At 69.2% G+C, this 23092-nt stretch carries 16 protein-coding genes; 9 read left to right on the top strand and 7 right to left on the bottom strand.

The window, feature by feature from the left end; genetic code table 11:
• Positions 1 to 33 precede the first annotated feature (33 nt).
• Positions 34 to 2889: a TonB-dependent receptor gene (locus CQ393_RS14605; RefSeq protein ID WP_153192412.1), complete on the top strand. Its 2856-nt coding sequence runs from the start codon at positions 34 to 36 to the stop codon at positions 2887 to 2889.
• A gap of 266 nt (positions 2890 to 3155) precedes the next feature.
• Here the strand turns inward: CQ393_RS14605 and CQ393_RS14600 are convergent, their stop codons facing one another.
• The 3 genes from CQ393_RS14600 to CQ393_RS14590 all read right to left on the bottom strand — a co-directional run bounded on the left by CQ393_RS14600 (position 3156) and on the right by CQ393_RS14590 (position 7360).
• Positions 3156 to 4271, bottom strand: coding sequence for an HDOD domain-containing protein (locus CQ393_RS14600; protein WP_153192410.1), 1116 nt, complete (start codon positions 4269 to 4271; stop codon positions 3156 to 3158).
• Between the two features lie 160 nt (positions 4272 to 4431).
• Positions 4432 to 4968, bottom strand: a complete 537-nt coding sequence (gene ppa / locus CQ393_RS14595) for an inorganic diphosphatase (protein ID WP_153192408.1) — start codon at positions 4966 to 4968, stop codon at positions 4432 to 4434.
• A 337-nt stretch (positions 4969 to 5305) separates the two neighbouring features.
• On the bottom strand, positions 5306 to 7360 hold the full coding sequence (locus CQ393_RS14590; RefSeq protein ID WP_153192406.1) for a sodium-translocating pyrophosphatase: 2055 nt from the start codon (positions 7358 to 7360) through the stop codon (positions 5306 to 5308).
• A gap of 337 nt (positions 7361 to 7697) precedes the next feature.
• Here CQ393_RS14590 and CQ393_RS14585 point away from each other — a divergent pair, with 337 nt between their 5' ends.
• The gene (locus tag CQ393_RS14585; RefSeq protein WP_228114588.1) at positions 7698 to 8219 is read left to right on the top strand and encodes a hypothetical protein; all 522 of its coding nucleotides are present in this window, start codon (positions 7698 to 7700) and stop codon (positions 8217 to 8219) included.
• A gap of 126 nt (positions 8220 to 8345) precedes the next feature.
• On the opposite strand, the gene CQ393_RS14580 is transcribed toward CQ393_RS14585, so the two are convergent.
• On the bottom strand, positions 8346 to 9602 hold the full coding sequence (locus CQ393_RS14580; protein WP_153192404.1) for a 6-phosphofructokinase: 1257 nt from the start codon (positions 9600 to 9602) through the stop codon (positions 8346 to 8348).
• Between the two features lie 161 nt (positions 9603 to 9763).
• On the opposite strand from CQ393_RS14580, the gene CQ393_RS14575 reads away from it, so the two are divergent.
• From CQ393_RS14575 to CQ393_RS14565, 3 genes are all read left to right on the top strand, one after another.
• A complete protein-coding gene (locus CQ393_RS14575) occupies positions 9764 to 10327 on the top strand; it encodes an adenylate kinase (RefSeq protein ID WP_153192402.1) in 564 nt (187 codons plus the stop codon).
• A gap of 308 nt (positions 10328 to 10635) precedes the next feature.
• Complete coding sequence (locus CQ393_RS14570; protein ID WP_153192400.1) at positions 10636 to 12204, top strand: Mur ligase family protein; 1569 nt, start codon at positions 10636 to 10638, stop codon at positions 12202 to 12204.
• An 88-nt stretch (positions 12205 to 12292) separates the two neighbouring features.
• Positions 12293 to 12898, top strand: a complete 606-nt coding sequence (locus CQ393_RS14565) for an LON peptidase substrate-binding domain-containing protein (protein WP_153192398.1) — start codon at positions 12293 to 12295, stop codon at positions 12896 to 12898.
• A 98-nt stretch (positions 12899 to 12996) separates the two neighbouring features.
• On the opposite strand, the gene CQ393_RS14560 is transcribed toward CQ393_RS14565, so the two are convergent.
• On the bottom strand, positions 12997 to 15000 hold the full coding sequence (locus CQ393_RS14560) for a bifunctional DedA family/phosphatase PAP2 family protein (RefSeq protein WP_153192396.1): 2004 nt from the start codon (positions 14998 to 15000) through the stop codon (positions 12997 to 12999).
• Between the two features lie 135 nt (positions 15001 to 15135).
• Here CQ393_RS14560 and CQ393_RS14555 point away from each other — a divergent pair, with 135 nt between their 5' ends.
• On the top strand, positions 15136 to 15798 hold the full coding sequence (locus CQ393_RS14555; RefSeq protein ID WP_153192394.1) for a phosphotransferase: 663 nt from the start codon (positions 15136 to 15138) through the stop codon (positions 15796 to 15798).
• Between the two features lie 419 nt (positions 15799 to 16217).
• Here the strand turns inward: CQ393_RS14555 and CQ393_RS14550 are convergent, their stop codons facing one another.
• Positions 16218 to 16904, bottom strand: a complete 687-nt coding sequence (locus CQ393_RS14550) for a hypothetical protein (protein WP_153192392.1) — start codon at positions 16902 to 16904, stop codon at positions 16218 to 16220.
• Between the two features lie 130 nt (positions 16905 to 17034).
• On the opposite strand from CQ393_RS14550, the gene CQ393_RS14545 reads away from it, so the two are divergent.
• Positions 17035 to 17853 (top strand): NAD(P)-dependent oxidoreductase, encoded by an 819-nt coding sequence (locus tag CQ393_RS14545; protein ID WP_153192390.1) that lies wholly within the window; start codon positions 17035 to 17037, stop codon positions 17851 to 17853.
• A 123-nt stretch (positions 17854 to 17976) separates the two neighbouring features.
• Here CQ393_RS14545 and CQ393_RS14540 read toward each other — a convergent pair whose 3' ends face one another.
• On the bottom strand, positions 17977 to 18852 hold the full coding sequence (locus tag CQ393_RS14540; protein WP_153192494.1) for an ion transporter: 876 nt from the start codon (positions 18850 to 18852) through the stop codon (positions 17977 to 17979).
• A 73-nt stretch (positions 18853 to 18925) separates the two neighbouring features.
• Between CQ393_RS14540 and CQ393_RS14535 the strand changes: the two genes are divergently transcribed.
• On the top strand, positions 18926 to 20152 hold the full coding sequence (locus CQ393_RS14535) for an acetylornithine transaminase (RefSeq protein ID WP_153192388.1): 1227 nt from the start codon (positions 18926 to 18928) through the stop codon (positions 20150 to 20152).
• Positions 20153 to 20978: 826 nt separating this feature from the next.
• Positions 20979 to 23092: fibronectin type III domain-containing protein (locus tag CQ393_RS18410; RefSeq protein WP_343199985.1), on the top strand; the 2114-nt coding region annotated here is incomplete at its 3' end.

The raw sequence follows: 23092 nt of genomic DNA, 5'->3' as shown, positions 1-23092 counted from the left end.
GTTTAACGCACCACTAACGTAACGGAGAGATTGATGAAATTTCGTACTCCCGCAGTGCGGCTGGGCCTGCTCCCGGCCGGCATCGCGATCGCGCTGACGCCCGCCTTCGCTTCCGCGCAGGACGCCGCCGGCGCCACCACGCTGGACCGCCTGGAAGTGACCGGTTCGCGCATCCGCAGCGCGAACGTGGAAACCCAGCAGCCGATCATGACGCTGAGCCGCGAGAACCTGGAGAAGCAGGGCTTCACCTCGGTCGCCGACGTGCTGCAGAACCTGACCTCGGCCGGTTCGCCGGCGATCTCGCGCTCCGAAGCCCTGGCCTCGGGCGAGAACGTGGGTGGTTACTACATCGACATCCGCAACCTCGGCGCGACCCGCACCCTGGTGCTGATGAACGGCAAGCGCCTGGGCGCGACCAGCGGCGGCTACCAGGACCTGAGCCAGATCCCGATGTCGGCGATCGAGCGCATCGAGATCCTGAAGGACGGCGCTTCGGCCATCTACGGTTCGGACGCCATCGCCGGCGTGGTCAACGTGATCACCCGCAAGCGTTTCGACGGCGCCGAAGCCAGCGCCTACGTCGGCCAGTTCAGCGAAGGCGACGGCAAGACCGACCAGTACTCCTTCACCCTCGGCGCCGAAGGCGAGCGCGGCGGCGTGACCCTGTCGGCCGAATACTCCAAGCAGGATCCGGTGTGGGCCAAGAACCGCTGGTTCTCGAAGGACGGCGGCCTGGGCCCGAACACCACCAATGAAGACTGGAGCCCGATCGGCCCGAACAGCGTGTGGTGCGATCCGCGCGTCTTCGGCGACTGCAAGCCCGCCAAGGGCAAGCCGGACCCGATCTGGCAGACCCTGAATCCGGGCGGCGATCCGACCAACCCGAACGATTACCACCAGCTGACCCCGGCCGAGTACGCCAACGCCAACCAGCAGATGATGCTGCAGACCGGCATCGAGCGTAAGTCGGTGTACATCAACGGCAACTACGACTTCACCGACGCGGTGACGTTCAACGCCGACCTGCTGTACAATGACCGCACCACCGACCAGCAGATCGCCGGTTACCCGTACCAGTCGCAGTCGTTCGGCACTCCGCTGTCGGCCGACAGCGCGTTCAACCCGATCGGCCAGGACGTCGAGTTCCGCCGCCGCCTGTGGGAAGTGCCGCGCACCACCGAGAGCAAGCTGAAGACCCTGCGCTTCGCGCCGTCGATCAGCGGCTTCTTCGAATTCGCCGACAAGAGCTTCGACTGGAACGTCGGCGCGCTGTGGAACCGCAACGAAGTCACCAAGACCAACCACGGCGACATGAGCCTGATCGCCGCGCGCCAGGCGCTGGGTCAGTCGTTCGTCGATGCCGACGGCGTCGCGCGCTGCGGCACCGCCGCCAAGCCGATCGATGGCTGCTATGCGTGGAACCCGCTGCTGCCGGCCGGCGTCGCCGGTCCGGGCTCGCTGGACAGCAAGGAACTGCAGCAGTTCCTGTTCCCGACCTTCACCACCACCGGCGTGAGCAAGACCACCTCGTTCACCGCCGACCTGAGCGGTTCGATCGTGGCGCTGCCGGCGGGCGACCTGGGCTTCGCCGTGGGCGTGGAACACCGCAAGGAAGAAGGCCGCTACGTCCCGGACGCGTTCGCGCAGTCCGGTGAGTACACCGGACTGGCCTCGACCACGACCAGCGGCGACTACAGCCTGGACGAGGTGTACCTGGAGTTGAACGTTCCGGTGCTGGCCGACATGGCCTTCGCCAAGGAACTGACCTTGAACGTCGCCAGCCGTTACTCGGACTACAGCAACTTCGGCGACACCGTGAACAGCAAGTTCGGCATCACCTGGCGTCCGACCGACGACCTGCTGGTGCGTGGTACCTACGCCGAGGGCTTCCGCGCCCCGACCATCGACAACATGTACGGCGGCACCGGCTCGAGCTTCGAGAAGTACATCGATCCGTGCGGCGTGGGCGCTCCGGCCAGCGTGAACGGCAATGCCGCCTGCAATGCCGCCGGCGTGCCGCTGGGCTATGTGCAGGTGGGTCAGGGCCTGGTGCCGTGCTCGACCTATCCGTGCGCGACCCCGGACCAGTTCATCAACGGTTCCAACCCGAACCTGAAGCCGGAAACTTCCAAGAGCAAGACCGCCGGTCTGGTGTGGAGCCCGCGCTGGGTGCAGGGCCTGGACATCTCGCTTGACTGGTACAACTACCAGATCAAGGACATGATCATCCAGGACAGCGTCGACCGCATCCTGCGCGACTGCTACACCCTGGGCAACAGCGCCCGCTGCGAAGGCATCGTGCGCGAGGCCGACGGCCACATCAGCAAGATGTTCTACGGCCTGGCCAACCTGGGCCAGATGGAGACCGAAGGCTACGACCTGGGCGTCAAGTACCGCCTGCCGGAACTGGCGATCGGCAAGTTCAGCATCGACTGGCAGACCACCTACACCGCCAAGTACGACGAAGCCGGCCAGAACTCCACCGGTGAGAACATCACCATCGGCAACGTCGGTTCGGCGGGCATCTTCCGCCTGCGTTCGAACGTGGGCGTGAACTGGGAGTACGGCGATTTCGGTGTCAACTACACCGCGCGTTACTACTCGGGCATGAAGGAAAGCTGCATCGACCTGGATTCGTTCTGGTGCAACGCTCCGGACCACATCGCCAACGGCGAGGACGATCCGCTGCGCAAGACCGGCTCGAACACCTTCCACGACCTGCAGGTCAACTGGAAGGCGCCGTGGGATGCCACCATCGCCGTCGGTGCGAACAACGTGTTCAACCACCGCGGCGCGCTGCAGTACTCGGCACCGAACAGCGACTTCGCCTACTACGGCGGCTTCGACATCGGTCGCTTCCTGTACATGAAGTACACCCAGCGCTTCTGATCCATCGAAGTTCCGTGCAGCATGACGAAGGGCGGGCCGCAAGGCCCGCCCTTCTTCTTTGTGCGATCGCCGGCGCACGACTCCGACAACGATTGCACTTCGATGCTTCGGCGCCGCGACGATCCGGCCGGCCGCGCGCCCGCATGCACCCATGGCGCATCGGAAAACTTCAGGAATGCAGCAGCGCGGCGGTCGTGAAGAGGCGGTGCGGCAGGCAAAAAAACGGCCGCGTCCAGCGCGGCCGTCGCATGCATGCGTCGCTCCGGTCAGGCGGTGGCGGCCAGCCCGGCGAAGTCGTTGGCCAGCTCGCGCCAGCCTTCCAGCCGCGGCAGCACGGCGGTGCGTTCCAGGTACTGCTCGTCCACCGGGCTGCCGCTGGCCAGCGCCGTGGCGACATGCACCGCGCCGGTGACCCAGAAGCTGCGCACGTTCGAGCGCTGCGGTTGCAGGTGGAAGGCGACCGCCTCGATGATCGGCATCGGCAGGCCCCACAGGCCGAGCAGGTAGGCGCCGGCCTCGGCGTGGCCGGGGCGGTCGTCGCCCTCGACCGCCGGCTCGCGCTCGTCGCGCACGCCCGGCAGCAGCAGGCCGATGTCGGCCAGCAGCGCCGCGGTCGAGCCCAGCTCGGCGCTGGAGGACGGCAGCATCTTCGCCGCCAGGCGCGAGGCCATCAGCGCGCGCGCCTGCAGGGCGTTGCGTTCGGCCGGCGATACCGACGGCAGCGAGAACACCTCGCTGGCCAGCACCAGGTCGCGCAGGGTGGACAGCCCGAGCCGGGTCACCGCGCCGCGCAGGTCGGAGATCGCGCGGCCGCTGTTGAAGAACGCGGAGTTGGACAGCTGCAGCACCTTGGCGGCGATGGCCGGGTCGGCCGACACCAGCTTGGCGATGTCGCCGGCGTCGGTGTTCTCGTCCTCCTCCAGCGCATGCATCAGGCCCAGGTAGACGTGCGGCGGCGAGGGCAGCTTCTCGACGCGGCCGATGGCCGCGCGCAGGCGCGGGCTGTCCAGCAGGTCGCGCAGTTCCTCCAGGCTGGTCAGCGCCTCCAGCAGCACTTCCGGCGACAGCGGCAGCGGCAGGAAGCGGTGTGCCACGCCGATGATGCGTGCCGCGGGCGCGCGCTGGCTCTGCGCGGCGTCGATCAGCGCGATGCGGATCGTCTCCGGGCGCAGGGTCCGGATCTGGCCGAGCAGGGTGGCCGGCGTGAGATCGGGCAGGGCAGGCGCGACGATGACCGCATCGATGGCGCTGGTCGCGACCGTGGCGATGGCGGCGTTGCCGTCCGGGACGGTCTGGACCTGCCAGTCCTCGCCCAGATCGGTGATGTACTCGAGGAGATCGGCCGACAGGCTGGCTTCGTCACCGACTAGCAGGATACGCAAGACATTTCCCCCAATGGAACCGCCCGGCCGCAACGGGAACAGGCCGGAAACCGGCCTGTCAATGTAGCGGAACGCCCCGGCGAGGTCATGCCCCGCGCGGGTGAAACGTGATCGTCGTCGCTGGCGGCGGCAGCCCCCCGGGCCGCCGCCGGGCGTCGCCTCAGCCCTGCTTGGCGGCGAAGTTCTGCTGGGCCTCGACCAGGATGCGCTTGGCCTCGGCGGCGCCGCCCCAGCCCTCGATCTTGACCCACTTGCCCTTTTCCAGGTCCTTGTAGTGCTCGAAGAAGTGGCCGATGCGCTCCAGCCAGTGGCTGGACACCTGCTCGATGTCCTCGACATGGCCGTAGCCGCTGAAGATCTTGGCCACCGGCACGGCCAGGATCTTCTCGTCGGTGCCGGCCTCGTCGTTCATCTTCAGCACGCCCACCGGACGGCAGCGCACCACCGAGCCGGGCACCAGCGGCAGCGGCAGCACCACCAGCACGTCGGCCGGGTCGCCGTCGCCGCCCAGGGTGTTGGGGACGTAGCCGTAGTTGCAGGGATAGCGCATCGGCGTGGAGAGGATGCGGTCGACGAAGATCGCGCCCGATTCCTTGTCCACCTCGTACTTCACCGGTTCCGAATCCTTCGGAATCTCGATGATGACGTTGATTTCTTCCGGGGGGTTCTTGCCCGCGGAAACGAGTTCCAGACCCATGCGCTGCTCCGAATCGTGCGTTTGACAGAAGGGCGGCCATTCTACGCCTGCCGCTGGTGCGGCGCACCAAAGGGCAGGAACGGGCGGTCGGGGGCAGCGGGACGAGAGGAAGCGGGGCACGGCCGGCTTGGGCGCCGCGGGCGTAGCGGCGAGGAACGGGGGATCGACCGCTTCCGTTCGTTCTTCGGGTTGTCTGTACCGGTCCCTGCAGCAAAGGCACCCGCAGCAGGGCGACGATGGTGATGATCCTGATCCGCGCCTTGCGGCTCGCGCTCATCCCTTGCCCTTCCCCCGCAGCCGGGGGAAGGGCGAAGGTGCCGTAAGCAACCGGCTCCGACTACAGCAATGGCACCAGCAGCAGCGCCACGATATTGATGATCTTGATCAGCGGGTTGATCGCCGGGCCGGCGGTGTCCTTGTAGGGATCGCCGACGGTGTCGCCGGTGACCGCGGCCTTGTGCGCCTCGCTGCCCTTGCCGCCGAAGTGGCCGTCCTCGATGTACTTCTTGGCGTTGTCCCAGGCGCCGCCGCCGGTGGTCATCGAGATCGCCACGAACAGGCCGGTCACGATCGTGCCGATCAGCAGGCCGCCCAGCGCGCGCGGCCCCAGCAGCAGGCCGACGACGATCGGCACCGCCACCGGCAGCAGCGAGGGCACGATCATTTCCCGGATCGCCGAGCGGGTGAGCATGTCCACCGCCTTGTCGTACTGCGGCTTGCCGGTGCCCTGCATGATGCCGGGGATGTCGCGGAACTGGCGGCGCACTTCCTCCACCACCGCGCCGGCGGCACGGCCCACCGCTTCCATCGCCATCGCGCCGAACAGGTAGGGGATCAGGCCGCCGATCAGCAGGCCGATGATCACCGTGTGGTCGGACAGGTCGAAGGCGAAGCGCTCGCCCGGGTGCGCGGCTTGCAGGTTGTGGGTGTAGTCGGCGAACAGGACCAGCGCCGCAAGCGCCGCCGAGCCGATCGCATAGCCCTTGGTCACTGCCTTGGTGGTGTTGCCCACCGCGTCCAGCGGGTCGGTGATGTCGCGGATCTCGCTGGGCAGTTCGGCCATCTCGGCGATGCCGCCGGCGTTGTCGGTGATCGGGCCGTAGGCGTCGAGCGCGACGATCATGCCGGCCATCGACAGCATCGCGGTGGCGGCGATGGCGATGCCGTACAGCCCGCCGAAGTGGAACGCGCCCCAGATCGCCGCGCAGACCGCCACCACCGGCAGCGCGGTGGACTTCATCGACACGCCGAGGCCGGCGATGATGTTGGTGCCGTGGCCGGTGGTAGAGGCCTGCGCCACGTGCTGCACCGGCTTGTACTGGGTGCCGGTGTAGTACTCGGTGATCCACACGATCAACCCGGTCAGCACCAGCCCGATCAGCGCGCAGTAGAAGATGTGGGTCGACGACACCGCCAGCGTGCCGTCGAGCGTGGTCAGCCCGTCCGGGAGCAGGTTGGCGGTGACGAACCAGAACGCGACCGCCGACAGCACCGCCGACACGATCACGCCCTTGTACAGCGCGCCCATGATGTGGGTGCTGCCGTCCTTCACCTTGACGAAGAACGCGCCGATGATCGAGGCGATGATCGACACTCCGCCCAGCACCAGCGGGTACAGCACCGCGTTCGAATCCTCGGCGAACATCAGCCCGCCCAGCAGCATGGTGGCGATCACCGTCACCGCGTAGGTCTCGAACAGGTCCGCGGCCATGCCGGCGCAGTCGCCGACGTTGTCGCCGACGTTGTCGGCGATCACCGCCGGGTTGCGCGGGTCGTCCTCGGGAATGCCGGCCTCGACCTTGCCCACCAGGTCCGCGCCCACGTCCGCGCCCTTGGTGAAGATGCCGCCGCCCAGGCGCGCGAAGATCGAGATCAGCGACGAACCGAACGCCAGCCCGACCAGCGCGTGCAGCGCGGCTTCGCCGGTCACGCCCAGGTGGCGGGTCAGCAGCAGGTAGTAGCCGGCCACGCCCAGCAGGCCCAGCCCCACCACCAGCATGCCGGTGATCGCGCCGCCCTTGAACGCCACGTCCATCGCCGCGCTCATGCCGTTGCGCGCGGCCTCGGCGGTGCGCACGTTGGCGCGGACCGAGACGTTCATGCCGATGTAGCCGGCCGCGCCGGACAGCACCGCGCCGACCGCGAAGCCGACCGCCGTGTACCAGCTCAGGAACACGCCCACCAGTACGAACAGCACCACCCCGGCGATGGCGATGGTCAGGTACTGGCGGTTGAGGTAGGCGCGCGCGCCTTCCTGGATCGCCGCGGCGATTTCCTGCATGCGTGGGTTGCCGGCCGGCTGGCGCAGAACCCAGCGCGCGGCGAACAGACCATAGGCGATGGCGATGACCGCGCACGCCAGGGCGAAGACGAGACCGTAGTGTTCCAGCATGAACCCCTCCAGCACAGGTGGATGTCGCCCAGCAACGGCTGAACGCGGGACACGCCGGGGATGAAGCACTGGAACAGACCCGGAGCCATGCAGCGGCCGTGGTACGTGTCGCGGTGTTCAACTCTTCCTGGAGCCGCAGCGAGTATGGGTCAGGTGCCGTTCACTGTCACGGGGCAGTCGCAGGCATGCCCCGCGCTCCTGTCGGCAGAGGGAAAAGCTGCATCGCATTGCTTCGCTGCCATGGGCCGCGCTCCGGGGCGCGCGCTTCGGTCCATGTCATGGCGTTCAGCCCGGTGCTGGCACCGTGCGGCTTTCCGCAGACGAACGAGGCCGGGCGATGAAGAAGGGATATGGAATGCTGTCGCTGCCGTGGCTGGTCCTGCTGCCGCTGGTCGCGCAGGCGCAGGCGCCGGTGGCGAGCCAGCCGGAAATCCAGCGTCCGCCGGGCACCGCGCAGGCGGTAGGCGCGGTGCACACCGTGCGGCAGATCCCCGAAGCCTGCACCCGCATCGAAGGCCGCTTCACCGGCCAGGCCGATGCACCTTACGACATGCAGTTGGTGCGCACCGATGCGCGCTGCCAGCCCCGCGCGGCGCTGCTGGATGCGGCCCAGGTCACGCCGGGCGAGGGCGGATGGCGGCTCAACGACCGCATCCGGATTCCGGCGGCGGCCTGCCCGGGCCAGCAGGCGGTGGTCGAGGTCTGGCGGCGTCCGGTCGAACAGCCCTTGACCCGCGACGGCCAGGGGCAGGTGCGCGTGTATCTGGGCGAGGCCCGGCAGCAGGCCGAAGCCGGCAGGCTGGCGTCGCTGCCGGCATTCGCGGTGAACATGACGGTGGAGGGCAAGCCCTGCCGTTGATGCAGGCCACCGGCCTGTCCTGTACCCGTAGGAGCGGCTTCAGCCGCGAACGCTTTTTGCCAACCAAATGTGGAGAAGCAAAAACAGGAGCGTTCGCGGCTGAAGCCGCTCCTACCGAGACCGGGCTCAGCCCTCCCAGTCCGGCAGCTTCTTCGCCACCGCCACGTTCTTCAGCGTCACGTACTTCGGCAGGCCGTCGCGGCCCCATGGCAACGGCGCCTCGCCGCGGATCAGCGGCTGCAGGTAGCCGCGCGCCTTGTCTGTGATGCCGAAGCCGTCCTTGCGGATGAAGCCGGCCGGCATCTTCTTCTCGTGGTTGGCCACCTTCGACAGCGGCGCGGCTTCGATCTTCCAGCGGTAGGGCGCATCGGAAGTCCGCACGATCACCGGCATCACCGAGTTCAGGCCCTTGAGCGCGAACTGCACCGCGGCCCTGCCCACCGCCTGCGCCTGTTCCCAGTCGGTCTTGCTGGCGACATGGCGGGCCGAGCGCTGCAGGTAGTCGGGCAGGGTCCAGTGCACCTTGTAGCCCAGCTCCGCCTTGACCCGGCCCGCCAGGTAGGAGGCCACGCCGCCGAGCTGGGTATGACCGAAGGAGTCGGTGGCGCCACCGGCATCGGCGACGAAGCGGCCGTCGGCGGTGTGGATGCCCTCGCTGGCGACCACCACGCAGTAGCCGACCTTGTCCACCACCTGCTTCACCTTCTTCAGGAATGCCGTTTCGTCGTAGGCGCGTTCGGGCAGCAGGATGACCTGCGGCGCGTCGTCGGGGTTTTCCCCGGCCAGCCCGGCCGCGGCGGCCAGCCAGCCGGCGTGGCGGCCCATCGCCTCGTAGATGAAGACGCGGGTGGAGGTCTCGGCCATCGCCGCCACGTCCAGCGCCGCCTCGCGCACCGACACGGCAGTGTACTTGGCGGCCGAGCCGAAGCCAGGACAGGTGTCGGTGACGGCCAGGTCGTTGTCGATGGTCTTGGGCACGCCCACGCAGGTCAGCGGGTAGCCGAATTCCTTCGCCAGCTGCGAGACCTTCAACGCGGTGTCGGCCGAATCGTTGCCGCCGTTGTAGAGGAACCAGCGCACGTCGTGCGCCCTGAGCACCTCCAGCAGGCGCTCGTACCTGGCGCGGTCCGCCTCCAGCGACTTGAGCTTGTAGCGGCACGAGCCGAACGCGCCGCCCGGGGTGTGGGCGAGCGCGGCGATGCTGGCGGCCGATTCCTTCGAGGTGTCGACCAGTTCCTCGCGCAGCGCGCCCAGGATGCCGTTGCGCGCGGCCAACACCTTGATTTTCCTTGCCCTTGCCTCGGTGATCACGGCGGAGGCGGTGGCGTTGATGACGGCGGTGACGCCACCGGACTGGGCGTAGAGCAAGGTGCCTTGGGACATGGGGAGACTCTCCGGGCAGGGGGACATTTCCGGGACATTGGCCGGATGCGGTAAGCTGCGTTATTGCGGTGCAGCGTGAATGAGCTCACAGGGGGCCCCTGAGTCTAACGCCGCTGTCCGTCCCTGAAAGAAGTCATCCTCTACATACAAGGGAGTCAGGAATGCGATTGGTTCTGTTGGGACCGCCCGGTTCGGGCAAGGGCACGCAGGCGACCCGCCTGAAGGAAGAACTGCGGATTCCGCACATCTCCACCGGCGACCTGCTGCGCGCCGAAGTGGCCGCCGGCACCGAGCTGGGCAAGCAGGCCAAGGCGGTGATGGATGCCGGCAACCTGGTGTCCGACGACATCCTGCTGGGCATGCTGGAATCGCGCCTGGCCCAGGCCGACGTCGCCAACGGCTTCATCCTCGACGGCTACCCGCGCAACGTGGCCCAGGCCAACGCGCTGGGCGAACTGCTGACCCGCCTGGAGCAGCCGCTGGACGCCATCGTGCAGCTGGACGTGCCGACCGAACTGCTGGTCGAGCGCATCGCCGGCCGCGCCAAGGAACAGGGCCGCGCCGACGACAACCCCGAATCGGTACGCCAGCGCCTGCAGGTCTACAACGATTCCACCGCGCCGGTGATCGACTTCTACGCCGCCAAGGGCACCCTGGCCCGCGTCGACGGCGTGGGCGCGCTGGACGAAGTGCTGGCCCGCATCCTGGCCGCCATCAAGCGCTGATGCCCTGCTTGCCCCGGCATGGCCGGGGCGGGCCGCAAAACGGAACGCGCAAAAGCGAACGCCCCGGACCAGTGCATGGTCCGGGGCGTTCGTCGTACAGGGGCCAGCAGGTGGGCGTGCTCAGGGCCCCGCAGCATGAGCTCCCTGGGGACGGCCTCTTGGGGAGTAGGACCTGAGGGATACTGCGGCTGGCCCGTGCATTCTCGGTACGAATGTCTCCTTGCGGTATAGGAGTTTTCCCTACAAGCCAGTAGGGATAATGCCGGCACGACATACCCGCGCGCCGGCGCATCGGCGACAATCGGCGCATGAGCAAGATCCACATCCTCGGCATCGCCGGTACTTTCATGGGCGGCGTGGCCGCCCTGGCCCGCGAACTCGGCCACCAGGTCGAAGGCAGCGACCAGGCGGTATACCCGCCCATGTCCACGCAGCTGGAGACGCTGGGCATCGCGCTGACGCAGGGCTACCTGCCAGGCAACATCGGCGGGGACTGCGACCAGATCGTGGTCGGCAACGCGCTCTCGCGCGGCAACCCGGCGGTGGAGGCGGTGCTGGACCAGGGCCGGCGCTACACCAGCGGCGCGCAGTGGCTGGCCGAGAACGTGCTGCCGGGCCGCGACACGCTGGCGGTGGCCGGCACCCACGGCAAGACCACCACGACGACCATCCTGGCCTACCTGCTGCAGGCGGCCGGGCGCGAGCCGGGGTTCCTGATCGGCGGCGTGGCGGAGGATTTCGGGGTGTCGGCGCGGCTGGGTCTTCCCCTTCTCCCTGCGGGAGACGATGCCCGCGGGGCGGATGAGGGGCGGACGAAACCCGCGGGCCTGAATCACCAGGACGCCGTCGCCCCTGACCCCAACCCCCGCTCCGCGCCCCAGCCCATGCCAGCGGCGTGGGCGCTCCAGGGCACGCACGCCAGTGGCGCGCAAGCCGTGCCTTCTCGCCCCGATGGGAGCGGGGCTTCAGGCCGACCGCTTTTTGTGGTCGAAGCCGACGAATACGACACCGCGTTCTTCGACAAGCGCAGCAAGTTCGTCCACTACCGGCCGCTGGTGGCGATTCTCAACAACCTGGAATACGACCACGCCGACATCTTCCCGGACGTGGCGGCGATCCAGCGCCAGTTCCACCACCTGGTGCGCACCGTGCCCGGCCGCGGCCGGCTGATCGTCAACGGCGAGGACGCGCGCCTGGCCGAAGTGCTGGCGATGGGCTGCTGGACCCCGGTGGAGCGCTTCGGTTTCGACGCCGCGCTGGAATGGAGCGCGCGCCTGGTCGAGCAGGACGGCAGCGCGTTCGCGGTGCTGCACCGTGGCGTGGAGGTGGCGCAGGTGCGCTGGCCGCTGCTGGGCCGCCACAATGTGCTCAACGGCCTGGCCGCGCTGGCCGCCGCGCATGCGGTGGGCGTGGACGTGGCCGCGGTGGCGCCGGCGCTGGCCGGCTTCCACAGCGTCAAGCGCCGCCTGGAAGTGATCGGGCAGGCGCGTGGCGTGACCATCTACGACGATTTCGCCCATCACCCCACCGCCATCCACACCACGCTGGAAGGACTGCGCGCGAAGGTCGGCCGGGCGCGGATCGTGGTGGCGATGGAGCCGCGCAGCAATTCGATGCGCCTGGGCGCGCACGCGCAGGCGCTGGCGCCGTCGCTGGACATCGCCGACGCGGTGGTGTTCCTCGCACGCCCGGAACTGCCGTGGGATGCGGCCCGGGTGATCGCGGCCGTGCGCGGCGATGCGCAGGCGGTGGCCGATACCGATGCGCTGCTGGCGCGGCTGGGCGATGCGGTGCGCGACGGCGACCACGTGGTGTTCATGTCCAACGGCGGCTTCGACGGCGCGCCGCGCCGCTTCCTGGCGCAGCTGCAGGGCTGATGCGCGGGGCCGCATCGTGGCGGGCGCATGACCCGTCCTGCGTTACCCTCGTGGTGCACCCCTTCGTTTCCGGAGTACGGCCGGCCTAATGACAGACACGCAGACCCTGCCCCTGTTTCCGCTGCACGGCGTGCTGCTGCCCGGCGCCGCGCTGGGCCTGCGCGTGTTCGAGGCGCGCTATCTGGACTTGGTGCGCGAATGCGGCCGCCAGGACAGCACCTTCGGCATCTGCCTGATCCTGGAAGGCGAGGAGGTCGGTGCGCCGGCCACCCCGGCGGCCTGGGGCGTGGAGGCGGTGGTCGAGGATTTCGACGTCGGCGCCGACGGCGTGCTGCAACTGCGCCTGCGCGGCGCGCGCCGCTTCCACGTCGGCCGCACGCGGGTGCGCGACAACGGCCTGGTGGTGGGCGAGGTGCAGTGGCGCGAGCCCGACCACGACGACGAACTGCGGCCCGAGCACGCGCTGCTGGGGCTGCTGCTGGAGCGCATCCTCGAACAGGCCGGCGGCGAGTTCGCCGGCGCCGGTCCGGCGCAGCTGGACCAGGCGGCGTGGGTGGGCTGGCGGCTGGCCGAGCTGCTGCCGCTGGAAGACGAGCAGCGGCTGGTGCTGCTGCAGGAAGACGACGCGCACCAGCGGCTGGATCGGCTGCTGACCTGGATCCCCGATTTCGAGCCGCCGGAAACCGACCTGTAGGAGCGCACCTTGGTGCGCGACGGGGCGTTCCCGTCCGGGTTTCCAAAACGTCGGGCGCGCCGCTTGCCTGCACGCCCATCGCGCACCGAGGTGCGCTCCTACGGTGTCGTCTCGCTGCGGATCATCAGCAGCGGCATGCCGCTGTCGGGCATGGCCTGGGTACGGGTTTCCATGCCGTCCAGCGACTGCTTGACCGCCTCCAGCGCCGGGTCGACGCCGCGCAGCGGCAGCCACAGTCCGAACAGCCGGAAGTGGCGCTGGTAGCGCAGCGTCTGCGCGCTGCCCACCCACAGCGGCGCCTGCCCTGGCTGCAGCCGCACCGCCGCCGGCCACAGGCGCAGGGCATGCACTTCATCGGCGCGCGCGCCCGTGCGCACCATCAGCAGCGATTCGACATTGGTGTCCAGCGTGGCCGGCAGCACCGGCACCTGCGCCGGCGCGGCCTTGCTGTCGAGCATGGCCAGCGCCTGCTGCCAGCCGGCCTGCGGCTGCAGCGTCCAGCCCTGGCGTTCGAGCTGGCGCTGCAGCGGCGCCAGCGGCCCGGCCACCTGCACGTCCAGCGGCCAGCGCTGGTCGTCGTCGAACTCGTTGCGGCGCGACGGCAGCTCGCGCCAGCCGTCCTGCCACCAGTGGTCCGCCGCCATCGCCCGCGGCGCCTCGGCCACCGGCTCGAACTTGGCCAGCTTGGCCGGCACGTTGCGCGGTGCGTACCAGAACCCGGCCAGCACGAACACGCCGTAGAACAGCCACGTCACCGGCTTGACCCAGAACGAGCGGTTGAAGCGGCGGCGGTAGGCGATGCCCAGCACCAGCAGCCAGAAGATGCCGAACAACATGCCGCCGATGACGTCGCTCAGCCAGTGCGCGCCCAGGTAGATCCGCGCGAAGCCAATGATCGTGACCACGATGCCCGACACCAGGTACGGCCACACCCGCGTGCGGCCCGGCAGTTCGCGGCCGATCAGCACGGCGAAGAAGCCGAAGGTGATGGTGGCCATGGTCACCGACACCGACGGGAAGCCGAAGCCGCTGCTGGCGGCCGGCGGCCGCACCACGTCCACGGTGGCGCCGAGCAGCTTGGTCAGCGCCAGGCCGAAGGCCAGCGCCGCCAGCCAGTGCGCGGCGGCCATCCAGCGCCGGCGCCAGCACAGGTAGCCCATGCCGGCGGCGGTGGCCGGCAGCAGCACCTGCCAGTCGCCCAGCGAGGCCAGCGCCGCCATCGGGTAGTCGGCCAGCGGATTGCGCAGGGCCAGCATCAGCTGGTGCACGGCCAGGTCCAGCGCCAGCGGCTCGCCGTGGCCCACCACCACCATCAGCAGCGCGAACCAGCCCCAGCCCAGCAGCAGCAGCATCAGCGCCAGCATCGCCAGCGGCACCGATTCGCGCCGGCGCGGGTCGAACAGGTCGTTCCAGTAGCGGCCGAGCAGGTGCGGATGGCGCTGCGACCAGCGCAGCAGCCGCGCCAGCCAGCCGTCCATGCGCGTGGCCGACCAGCGGTAGCCGTACAGCACGATGGCCCACACCAGCCCCAGCACCACCCCGAGCAGGGCTACCACCACGAACAGCCGCCCGGCCACCGCCGCCACCGCGTCGTAGGCCTGGCCCAGCGCCCAGCCCGGCAGCAGGAACAGCACCGCCCAGGACAGGCTGGCGACGGCGCTGGGTTGCGCGTAGCGCGCCAGCGGCATCTTCGCCATGCCGGCGATGGCCGGCACGAACGGCCGGATCGCGCCGACATAGCGCGCCACCAGGATGCTCTTGAACGCATTGCGCCTGAACAGCAGTTCGCCGCGCTCCAGCAGCTGCGGGTAGCGGCTGAACGGCCACACCCCGCGCAGGCGGTCGCCCCAGCGGCGGCCGACCCAGTAGCTCAGGCCATCGCCGCAGAACGCGCCGAGCGCGGCGCAGGCCACCGCGTAGGGGCCGGAGAGCTCGCCCATGCCGATCAGCACGCCGACGGCGATCATCAGCGGCAGCGCCGGCACGATCGCGCCGAGGATGATGACCGCGTCGCTGAAGGCGATGGCGAAGATGACCGCGCCGGCCAGCACCGGGTGCGCGGCGATCCAGGCCAGGGTGGATTCGATCCAGGATGAATTCATCGACGGATTATAAAAGGGCGCGGGCGCAGGACCGGAGCCCGGCGTGGGGGTTCCGGACAGCGGCGGTGCAGGTAAGGGAAATGCGCGCATGCGCCGCGCCGGTTGCGGCGGGGGGGGCCCGCTAGAATGGCGGCGATGGCGAACACGAACGACGACGGCGTCCAGATCCTCAAGTCCGACAGCTTCGGCCGCATCCTGCTGGTGCGCGAGGCCGGGCGTCGCTTCGTGCGCCGCGACCTTGGCGCCACGCCGTGGTGGCTGCGGCTGCCGGCCTGGTGGCTGGCGCGGCGCGAGGCCCGCGCGCTGGCGAAACTGGGCGGCATGGAGGCCACGCCGCAACTGCTGGGCTGGGACGGGCGCTGGCTGGACCGCAGCTACATGGAGGGCGCGGCGATGCACCAGCGTCCGCCGCGCGGCGACGTGGCCTGGTTCCGCGAAGCGCGCCGCCTGCTGCAGCGGGTGCACCGCCAGGGCATCGCCCACAACGACCTGGCCAAGGAAGCCAACTGGCTGGTGCGCGCCGACGGCTCGCCGGCGCTGATCGATTTCCAGCTGGCGGTGTGCGGCGACCCGCGCTCGCGCTGGATGCGCCTGCTCGCCCGCGAGGACCTGCGCCACCTGCTCAAGCACAAGCGCATGTACTGCCGGCAGGCGCTGACGCCGGTGGAACTGCGCCTGCTCAAGCGCCATTCGTGGGTGCGCGAACTGTGGTTCGCCACCGGCAAGCCGGTATACCGCTTCATGACCCGGCGCATCCTGCACTGGGAGGACAACGAGGGGCAGGGGCCTAAGATGTGATCCATCCCGCGCAGCGGGATGGATCACCCCAAAGTTGCTGCGCGACTTCGGGGTCCGGGCCGCTGTCTTGCCTATCCCCCGCGCCTTCGGCACGCCTCCTTGACAAAAAAACCGCCTGAAGCGGTTTTTGATATCGCCTGTCGATGGCCCGAAGGGTTGCCGCCATGGATGGCGGCAACAAAGGTGGGCTTTGCTCCAAGGAGATGGCGGGGCATGTAGAGCAGTGCAAAACCCCGCCAAGGCATTACGGGGAATTCCCAGCGGGTGCCGCCCCGTTCTACGAGATGTGTCGGGGATACCTGCGGATTGGCGATGCCCCTTTCCTCACGACCAAGCGAAGTGTCCCGGCAAGGCGACGCTTTGTTCTCGGTGTGGCATCAGGCAGTCAGGGCAGGAACAACGCCGCGCTCTGGCCGCGGTCAGCGCACCTCCACCACCTGCCTGCCGATGTAGCGGCGCTGGGCGTCGAAGTCGTAGTCGACCGTCAGCATGCCTTCGTCGGCGCAGGCGTGGCAGCTGCGCAGCGGGGTGGTGTAGCGCAGGCGCACGCCGCCGTCGGGCAGCGGCGCGGTACCGGCGGGCTGTGCCGGCGCGAATGGCACCGCATCCGGGTGCCTGTCGAAGAACGCCTTGGCCTGCGCCCCGGCACGCGCGCTGTCATCCAGCACGTCCGCATCCACGTCGATGGTCCGGCCGTTGGCATCCACCAGCCAGGTGCCCTGGTTGGTGTTGGCGCGCAGCGGGAATTCCAGCGTCGCCACGCCGATGCCGGACTGGTCGTCCCACGCGCTCACGTAGCCGGGATTGTCCTGCGCGGCGAGCCGTTGCGCCGCGGCGACGGCGGCCGGCGTCGCGCCCGTCTCGCGCAGGGCGCGGACCACGCAGTCGCCGCCGCCGGGCGGGTCGTCGCTGCGGCAGGCATCGGTGGATCCGCTCCATACCGCGGTCGCATCGATCCGCGCCGGCGCGGCGTCGGTGCCCAGGCCGGTGGTCTGCACGGCGACGTCGCGCGGACGCACCGTTTCGGCCGGCGACACGGCGGGTTTCTGGCAGGCGGCCAGGGGAAGGGCGAGCAGCAGGGGGACGGCGAGGGACAGCGGTTTCATCGGAACGCACGGCGGATACGGAAGGGCGCCAGTATCGCCATCGCGCATTAACGGCAGGTGTTCGACCGCGGGCGGCGGCGGGCATGGCGCATAATGCGCCCCGCTTCCATCGGGTATCGCGGAGTCGCGCATGAGCAGCCTGCAAGGCAAGACCCTCTTCATCACCGGCGCCTCGCGCGGCATCGGCCTGGCCATCGCGCAGCGCGCCGCGCGCGACGGCGCCAACGTCGCCATCGCCGCCAAGTCGGCGGTGCCCAACCCCAAGCTGCCGGGCACCATCCATACCGCGGTCGAGGCGGTGAACGCCGCCGGCGGGCGCGGCCTCGCGCTGAAGTGCGACATTCGCGAGGAAGACCAGGTGCGCGCGGCGGTGGCAGCCACGGTCGACACCTTCGGCGGCATCGACATCCTGGTCAACAACGCCTCGGCGATCTGGCTGCGCGGCGCGCTGGACACGCCGATCAAGCGCTTCGACCTGATGCAGCAGGTCAACGCGCGCGGCAGTTTCCTGTGCGCGCAGGCCTGCCTGCCGCACCTGCTGCAGGCGCCCAACCCGCACATCCTCACCCTGGCGCCGCCGCCGAGCCTGGACCCGAAGTGGTGGGGGCCGCACACCGGCTACACCCTGGCCAAGATGGGCATGAGCTTCGTGACCCTGGGCCTGGCCGCCGAGTTCGGCCCGCAGGGCGTGGCGGTCAACGCGCTGTGGCCGCGCACCATCATCGCCACCGATGCGATCAACATGATTCCCGGCGTCGATGTTGCCGGCTGCCGCCGCCCGGAGATCATGGCCGACGCCGCGCACGCGGTGCTGGTGCGCGAGGCGGCCGGTTTCAGCGGCCGGTTCCTGATCGACGACGAGGTGCTGGCACAGGCAGGCGTCGACGACCTGTCCGGCTATGCGGTGGACCCGTCGCAGCCGCTGCTGCCGGACCTGTTCCTGGATTGATCGGCAATTTCCGATCGGCCCCCTTGAATCCTGCGCCCCGTCGTAGGAGCGGCTTCAGCCGCGATGGGGCTTTACCGGGAGAGCCCCTTCGCGGCTGAAGCCGCTCCTACCGGAGCCCTTCGGTCAGGGCTCCAGCGGTTCCGGCAGCTCGTGCCCGCAGCGGTCGCAGTAGCGCGCCGCCGGGTCGTGGCCCTCGTGGCCGCAGACGATGCAGCCGCGGCTGTCGCGGCGCCGCCGCTCGGCCTCGGTCTGGCGCATGCCGTTGGCCAGTTCGGCGGTGTAGATGCCGGTGGGCACGGCGATGATGCTGTAGCCGATCAGGATCAGCACCGAGGTGACGAAGCGTCCCAGCGTGGTCTGCGGCACGATGTCGCCGAAACCGACCGTGGCCATGGTCACCACCGCCCAGTACATGCTGGCCGGGATGTTGCCGAAGCCGTGGCTGGGGCCTTCGATCACGTACATCAGCGAGCCGGCGACGATGGCGATGGTGATCACCATCGACAGGAACAGCAGGATCTTGCGGCGGCTGCGCCACAGCGCCTGCAGCAGGATGCCGCTCTCCTCGATGTAGCGGGTCAGCTTGAGGATGCGGAACACCCGCAGGATGCGCAGCACGCGCACCACCAGCAGGGTCTGCGCGCCGGGGACGAAGAAGGACAGGTAGGTGGGCAGGATCGCCAGCAGGTCGATCACGCCCCAGACACTGAGCGCGTAGCGCAGCGGCCGCCGCACCACCAGCAGACGCAGCGCGTACTCGGCGGTGAACAGCAGGGTGAAGCCCCATTCGACCACATAGAACCACGACGCCCAGGCGGCGTGGATGTGCTGCACGCTGTCCAGCATCACCACCAGCACGCTGGCGACGATGGCGTAGACCAGCAGCAGGTCGAAGTTGCGCGAGGGGCGGGTGTCGCGCCGGTAGATGATGTCGAACCAGCGGCGGCGCCAGCCGGTCTCGGCGGCGGGGTTCAGCTGCGGGGTGGAGAACAGGCGCATGGCCGGCATTGTGCCGCAGCCGCGGGGAATGGAGGACAATGCCGCTTTCGTCCCCAACCACCACCGGAACGCCATGACCGCCGTCGCCGAACCGCTGCTGTCCCTTTCCCAGTACTACCTGCCGGTGTACCGGCCCCGCCAGCTCGTGCTCGAGCGCGGCCAGGGCGCCCGACTCTGGGATACTCAGGGGCGCGAGTTCATCGACCTGGCGGCCGGCATCGCGGTGTGCAGCCTCGGCCACAACAATCCCGAGCTGAAGGCCGCGCTGCTGGCCCAGGCCGACAAGCTCTGGCACACCAGCAACATGTTCTACAGCGAGCCGCCGCTGCACCTGGCGCAGGAGCTGGTGGAGGCCTCGCGCTTCGCCAGCCGCGTGTTCCTGTGCAACTCCGGCGCCGAGGCCAACGAGGTGGCGATCAAGCTGGTGCGCAAGTGGGCCGCCGCGCAGGGCCGGCCGCCGGAGCAGCGCGTCATCCTCACCTTCCGCGGCAGCTTCCACGGCCGCACCCTGGCCACGGTCACCGCCACCGCCCAGCCCAAGTACCAGGAAGGCTACGAGCCGCTGCCCGGCGGTTTCCGCTATGCCGACTTCAACGACGTGGCGCAGCTGGAAGCGGCCATGGCCGGCGGCGACGTGGCCGCGGTGATGTTCGAGCCGGTGCAGGGCGAGGGCGGGGTGATGCCGGCCTCGGCGGAGTTCATGCGCCGCGCCCGCGAGCTGTGCGACCAGCACGGCGCGCTGCTGGTGCTGGACGAGATCCAGGTCGGCATGGGCCGCACCGGCGAACTGTTCGCGCACTGGAACTGGGGCGTGACCCCGGACATCGTCACCCTGGCCAAGGCGCTGGGCGGCGGCTTCCCGGTCGGCGCCATGCTGGCCGGCCCGAAGGTGGCCGAGGTCATGGGCGTCGGCGCCCACGGCACCACCTTCGGCGGCAACCCGCTGGCCGCGGCGGTGGCGCGCGTGGCGCTGCGCACGCTGGCCTCGGACGGGATCAAGGCCAACGTCGCGCGCCAGTCGGCCGCGCTCAAGGCCGGGCTGGAGGCCATCGGCGCCGAATTCGGCGTGTTCGAGCAGGTGCGCGGCATGGGCCTGATGATCGGCGCGGTGCTCAAGCCCGACTACGTGGCCGACATCGGCACGCTGCTGGACCTGGCCGCCGAGAAGCAGGTGCTGATCCTGCAGGCCGGCACCAGCGTGCTGCGCTTCGTGCCGCCGCTGAACATCACCGACGAGGAACTGGCCGAGGGCCTCAAGCGCGTGCGCGAGGCGATCGCGGCGTACGTGGCCGCGCGCTGACGGACACGCCCGGCAATAATCCGGCGCTCCGCCCTGCTCCGGGAAATCCGCAGTGCCGGGCGGGGTTGCCGGATTTTCTTTCAGCGTCCCGTTGCCATCGCATGCATCCCGCGCTGCGGGCCGGATGTTCGCTGCGCAGCCTGCTGAAGGCCGACATCCGAGGCAAACGACTGCCGCTGAACGAGGTTGCGCGCGAAGGAGCCGTCTCGACCGCTGGAACCGAGGCCCTTCCCCGGGGAGCGGAAGCGGGCGCTGGGGCACAAAGACGACACCCTGACCCAGTCCTCCCTCTGTGGGGAGGCTTTGATCGCGCCCGTAGGCCACCCTCCTTGGAGGCATCCAGGCCTTGTCAGCTCAAATTCCGCTTCCGGGTATCTGCCACGGCTGCTAGATTCGTCGGGCCTGCGTGAGCAGGCGTGAGGGATGCCGAGGTTGCGACAGGTCCGGACGGCGGGCGTGATCGGATCCGGCTGCTTTCTGCGGTTGGGGATTTGAAAGGTTCATTCCGTGGGCGGGCCGCCGGTGGGCGGGCCGCCCCTTTGCCTATGTTGCACAGGGGAAACGCATGTCCAGCATCATCCGCGAAATTTCTCCGGCCGCCCGGTTCCGGGCATGGCGGCGACAGGCATCTGCCTTGCTGGCGAGGACGTTACCAGCCATGGCGCTTCTGGCCGCTCTGGCGTGGACCTCTCCGGCCATGGCGGCTACACCGTCCAACGGGGTGACGGGTTTCGGCTCAGGAGGCAATGACGCGTCGCTGGCGACAGGAAATGGCAGCGCAGGCGTGCAAGCCACCAATGTCCGCAACTCCGGATGGGATGTGAGCGTGTACACGAACACGGCCACGCCGATCAATATCGCGGCAGGCGACCTGTACTACGGCACCGGCGATGGCATCTATTACACCGATGCGGTCTCTGACGGCGAGCCTCTGAACTCGTTCCGGGTCGCGTCCAACGACGGCAGCCTGTTCGACCTGTCCAGCTTCCAGTTTTCGGCGACCGACAACAATCCTTCTGGAGGGACCACGGTCAGCTTCGTCGTTACCGGCTACCTCAATGGCGCCATGGTTCCCGGCGCCAGCCAGTCTTTTTCGCTTACCGATCCTGGTGGCGGCAACTGGCCGCTGGGAACGGTGAACATGTCGTTCGTCGGCATCGACGAGTTCCGCATCACCGTGACGGGCGGGACGCCGGCCTACTTCTTCGCCATCGACAACATCAATGTAAGCAACGTACGACCAGCCGACTCCACGCCACCGACGGTGACCGGCGTGACGTCGAGCACCGCCAACGGCACCTACAAGGCCGGCGCCGTCATTGCCGTGCAGGTCAATTTCAGCGAGCCGGTGCTGGTCACCGGCACGCCGCAGCTGACCCTGGAAACCGGCGCCACCGATCGCACGGTCAACTACGCCAGCGGCAGCGGCACCAACACGCTGACGTTCAACTACACGGTGCAGGCCGGCGACAGCAACGCCGACCTGGACTACGTGGCGACCAACTCGCTGGCCCTCAACGCCGGCACCATCCGGGACGCGGCGGGCAACAACGCCGTCCTGACGCTGCTGTCACCCGGTACGGCCGGTTCGCTGGGCGCCAACAAGAACCTTGTCGTCGACGGCGTGGCGCCCACTGTTTCCGGCGTCACGTCCAGTACGGCCAATGGTACCTACAAGGCCGGCGACGCAATCTCGATCCAGGTCAATTTCAGCGAGGCGGTGACGGTCAACACCGGCGGCGGTACGCCGCAGCTGGTGCTGGAGACCGGCGCCACCGACCGGGCGGTCGGCTACAGCAGCGGCAGCGGCACCAGCACGCTGACGTTCAACTACACGGTGCAGTCCGGCGACAGCAGCGCCGACCTGGACTACGTGGCGACCAGTTCGCTGGCCCTCGGTGGCGGCACCATCAGGGACGCGGCGGGCAACGACGCCACCTTGACGCTCGCATCGCCCGGCGCGGCCAACTCGCTGGGCGCGAACAAGAATCTCGTCATCGACGGCGTTGCGCCATCGGTGAGCAGCATCGTGGTCTCCGGCTCGCCCGCCAGCACGGACACCTCGATGGCGTTCACGGTGACCTTCAGCGAGCCGGTGAACAACGTCTCCACCGACGACTTCACCCTGGTCGGCAACGGGGCCACCGGCATCATCGCCAGCGTGTCGGCGTCCAGCGGCAGCTCGGTCAACGTCAACATCGCCTCGATCATGGGCAGCGGCACGCTCAAGATCGATCTCAACAGTTCGACCAACATCGTCGACAACGCCGGCAACAGCATTCCGTCCTACAGCAGCGGCAGCACCCACACGGTCGCCATCCCGACCGCGCCGGGCGCGCCGACCATCGGCACCGCCACGGCCGGCGATGCCCTGGCCACGGTGACCTTCACCGCACCGGCCAGCGATGGCGGCTCGGCGATCACGGCCTACACCGCCACGCCAAGCCCCGCCGTAGCGGGCGGCCCGTTCACCTGTGCCGGGCCGACGGCGTGCACGATCACGGTCACCGGTCTGACCAACGGCACGGCCTACACCTTCACGGTGACGGCGACCAACGGGACCGGCACCAGCGCCGCCTCGGGGGCCAGCAATCCGGTCACGCCCAAGGCCAACCAGACCATCACCTTTGCGCAACCGGCCAACTACAACTTCGGCACCACGCCGACCCTGAGCGCTACCGCCAGCTCCGGGCTCGCGGTCGCCTTCAGCTCGTCCACGACCAGTGTCTGCACCAGCACCAGCGGCGGTACGTTGACCTTCGTCAGCGCCGGCACCTGCACCATCGACGCCGACCAGGCCGGCGATGCGTCCACCAACGCGGCAAGCACGGTGACCCGCAGCTTCACCGTCAACGCCATCGTGCCCGACGCGCCGGTCATCGGCACGGCCACGGCCGGCAACCAGCAGGCCACGGTGACCTTCAGCGCACCGTCGTCGAC

Source organism: Stenotrophomonas sp. MYb238, assembly GCF_009496535.1.
Classification (GTDB): Bacteria; Pseudomonadota; Gammaproteobacteria; order Xanthomonadales; family Xanthomonadaceae; genus Stenotrophomonas.
This window is presented reverse-complemented; position numbering and strand designations above follow the sequence as displayed.

Excerpts from the sequence above, each read along its gene's own strand:
- CQ393_RS14605 (WP_153192412.1), top strand. The coding sequence starts at position 34 with ATGAAATTTCGTACTCCCGCAGTGCGGCTGGGCCTGCTCCCGGCCGGC.
- ppa (WP_153192408.1), bottom strand. The coding sequence starts at position 4,968 with ATGGGTCTGGAACTCGTTTCCGCGGGCAAGAACCCCCCGGAAGAAATC.
- CQ393_RS14590 (WP_153192406.1), bottom strand. The coding sequence starts at position 7,360 with ATGCTGGAACACTACGGTCTCGTCTTCGCCCTGGCGTGCGCGGTCATC.
- CQ393_RS14585 (WP_228114588.1), top strand. The coding sequence starts at position 7,698 with ATGAAGAAGGGATATGGAATGCTGTCGCTGCCGTGGCTGGTCCTGCTG.
- CQ393_RS14580 (WP_153192404.1), bottom strand. The coding sequence starts at position 9,602 with ATGTCCCAAGGCACCTTGCTCTACGCCCAGTCCGGTGGCGTCACCGCC.
- CQ393_RS14575 (WP_153192402.1), top strand. The coding sequence starts at position 9,764 with ATGCGATTGGTTCTGTTGGGACCGCCCGGTTCGGGCAAGGGCACGCAG.
- CQ393_RS14570 (WP_153192400.1), top strand. The coding sequence starts at position 10,636 with ATGAGCAAGATCCACATCCTCGGCATCGCCGGTACTTTCATGGGCGGC.
- CQ393_RS14565 (WP_153192398.1), top strand. The coding sequence starts at position 12,293 with ATGACAGACACGCAGACCCTGCCCCTGTTTCCGCTGCACGGCGTGCTG.
- CQ393_RS14560 (WP_153192396.1), bottom strand. The coding sequence starts at position 15,000 with ATGAATTCATCCTGGATCGAATCCACCCTGGCCTGGATCGCCGCGCAC.
- CQ393_RS14555 (WP_153192394.1), top strand. The coding sequence starts at position 15,136 with ATGGCGAACACGAACGACGACGGCGTCCAGATCCTCAAGTCCGACAGC.
- CQ393_RS14550 (WP_153192392.1), bottom strand. The coding sequence starts at position 16,904 with ATGAAACCGCTGTCCCTCGCCGTCCCCCTGCTGCTCGCCCTTCCCCTG.
- CQ393_RS14545 (WP_153192390.1), top strand. The coding sequence starts at position 17,035 with ATGAGCAGCCTGCAAGGCAAGACCCTCTTCATCACCGGCGCCTCGCGC.
- CQ393_RS14540 (WP_153192494.1), bottom strand. The coding sequence starts at position 18,852 with ATGCGCCTGTTCTCCACCCCGCAGCTGAACCCCGCCGCCGAGACCGGC.
- CQ393_RS14535 (WP_153192388.1), top strand. The coding sequence starts at position 18,926 with ATGACCGCCGTCGCCGAACCGCTGCTGTCCCTTTCCCAGTACTACCTG.